Raw genomic sequence first — 2,370 nt, 5'->3', positions numbered from 1 at the left:
TAACTAACTTTACAGGGCATGTTCAAGTTCTTTTAAACTCTAAAGGTGAACCTGTCGATATCTATCGCTACACGGCTTTCGGAGAAGAAACCATTTTTGATCCATCTGGGGATGCTAAAGATCCGACAACATCTTGGCGTTTTTGTTCCAAACGAACTGATCCAGAAACGGACCTGATTTATTTTGGCAGACGTTACTATGACCCTCAAATAGCTCGTTGGATCACTGCTGATCCCCTTGGTTATGAAGCCGGACCTAATCTATATGCATATGTAAATAACAGTCCTTTAACTAGTATTGATTTATTTGGTCTTTCAGAGTGGTCTGAATTTGAAAAAGAGCAGACATTACAAGAAATGCAAGATCGAGAAACTGGATATCAGGCGAGCAAAAATTTTATTAAGGGTGTTTATAACCGGCTTACAAAAGACTATTCAAATGCTCCCCCAGAAATTCTGAATGGGGAATGTTACGATAATTATTCTGCTGGCAAATTAGGTGAATATACTGTCGATGGAATATTTTTAGCAGCGGATGCCGCATTGCTGTACAGCGGCGCTGGGTTAGCCTATAACCTAGGTTCTTTAGCGGTAAAAAAAGTTGCGCAAAGAGTGGTTTTAAGACAGGCGCAAAAACTATTAACAACTGAAGCTACACAAATTGCTGGTAGAGGGATTCGTAGTGCTGCTATGAATGCTAGCAAAGTAATGGCTGAAACCACGTTTATTGAAAGAACTCTGACGCTGACGGCAGAAACTGCAACAAAAAAAACCGCCGATTTTGTTTGGTCTAGGGTAAAAATCGGCAAAAAAACCATGGAAGGTTGGGTAGATTTACGAGCCACACTAAAGAGAATAAAAGACGGTATAAAGCATCCTCATAAAAATGATGGAAGTATATTTGAAAATGCGCAAGACTTACTTCCACAAAAAGCGGAAAATTATTATAGAGAATTTGTCCATCCTACAGCAGAAGCTCAAGGGGCTGGACCACAAAGAATCGTTGTGGGGGAAAGTGGCGAAATATTTTATACTCCAGATCATTATAAAACTTTTATAAAGGTAAATTAAATGACTAACTTTAAATTTTTTGATAAATTTCCTCATGAGCAAAATTTCAATAGTAAACTTATTGTTATACCGAAGGGAATAAAAAATAGATTTGATTTAATTCAGTTTTTTATGGATAAATTAGATTTTCCTGATTATTCAAATACAAATTGGGATTCTTTTTATGAAAATTTTACTAATTTGGATTGGATAGAAAATTTTAATATCCAAATCATTCATGAAGAGATCCCTCCATTAGATGAAAAGGATCGAAAAATATACCTCAAATTATTAGAAAAAGGAGCGACATATTGGACTCACGATAAATCTCATAATGTGGAAATTTTATTCCCTATAAATTTAAAAGTAGAATTGGAAAAAGGTAATGAATCTAAAAATCCTTAAATGTTTGACCTATTACTGACCTGCTCCCAATAAATTAATCCAAATAAAAATAGAAGTTCGTATCAAACTGACTGGAACTTCTATTGATCTAACAAAAGATGCAAGATTATGATTTAATTGGCATCTTCTATGGTCTTGATTGTTCCTCTTCTAGGCTCAAAAACAGCTTGAATGTCCTGCAAGCGACTGGGACTTTAGCTGCACGCTTATAGATCCTCATCAAGTTTTGCCTAACTTTATTTTCGTCTTGCAAAGCGCTACAATGTTCTTCCGGAATGTGCCCATTTAGCCATCCTAGACGGCTTGTAATATTGTGACTCCATTCCTCTAAGTGTTTAAATTCTGAGGTAAATTTACCATAAGTATTTAAAAGCAGCCTTTTCAAATCATTAAATTATTTTTCAACCTCATTAATTCCTTGGTTTGAGTTTCTTCGAGAAGATCCTCCCAACGTTTAAAGTTGGCAAAGTATCCTCCCATTCGCGCTCAATTGATAGATGTGATCGCCTCATTGAAGAAACGTTGGGCAATGGTCTGCAGATGAAATATGTATACGACCGGAAAGGACGTATTCATTCCAGTACACTTCCCGACGGCAGTCATGTTGTGTACGGCTACAACGCGGTAGATCTAACACAGGAGAACAGCTTTATTCCCAAACTTACCGCTATGACCAAGCAGGTAATCTGATCCAAAAAGATCTGCCATTGGTCAAACAACGTATACTTATGATTTGCTTCATCGGCACAAGTCGATCCACTCTCCACATTTCAGTGAAACAGGAGTTACATATGAAGCAGTTGGGAATCTTCTCACACAAATTTACACCGATCCAATTGGTCGTTTGCCTTGTCAATATGCTTATGATGATCTCTATCAGCTCAATTCAGAAAAGAGTTCAGCGAATCACTCTTAT

General features: G+C 36.9%; 2 protein-coding genes and 1 pseudogene. All 3 read left to right on the top strand.

The features are described from left to right. On the top strand, nt 1-1,070 hold a 1,070-nt coding region (locus AOM43_RS07185; RefSeq protein WP_275452238.1), incomplete at its 5' end, for an RHS repeat-associated core domain-containing protein. Further along, entirely contained in the window at nt 1,071-1,454 is a 384-nt protein-coding gene (locus AOM43_RS07180; protein ID WP_059359659.1) for a barstar family protein, read from the top strand. 483 nt (nt 1,455-1,937) lie between these two features. Then, nucleotides 1,938-2,370: pseudogene (locus tag AOM43_RS13725) on the top strand (RHS repeat protein); the annotation flags it as partial.

This window comes from Parachlamydia acanthamoebae, from assembly GCF_000875975.1.
Taxonomy (GTDB): Bacteria; Chlamydiota; Chlamydiia; order Chlamydiales; family Parachlamydiaceae; genus Parachlamydia; species Parachlamydia acanthamoebae.
The sequence above is the reverse complement of the archived record's forward strand: the minus strand, read 5'-3'. Positions and strand labels throughout refer to the sequence as shown.

Excerpts from the sequence above, each read along its gene's own strand:
- AOM43_RS07180 (WP_059359659.1), top strand. The coding sequence starts at position 1,071 with ATGACTAACTTTAAATTTTTTGATAAATTTCCTCATGAGCAAAATTTC.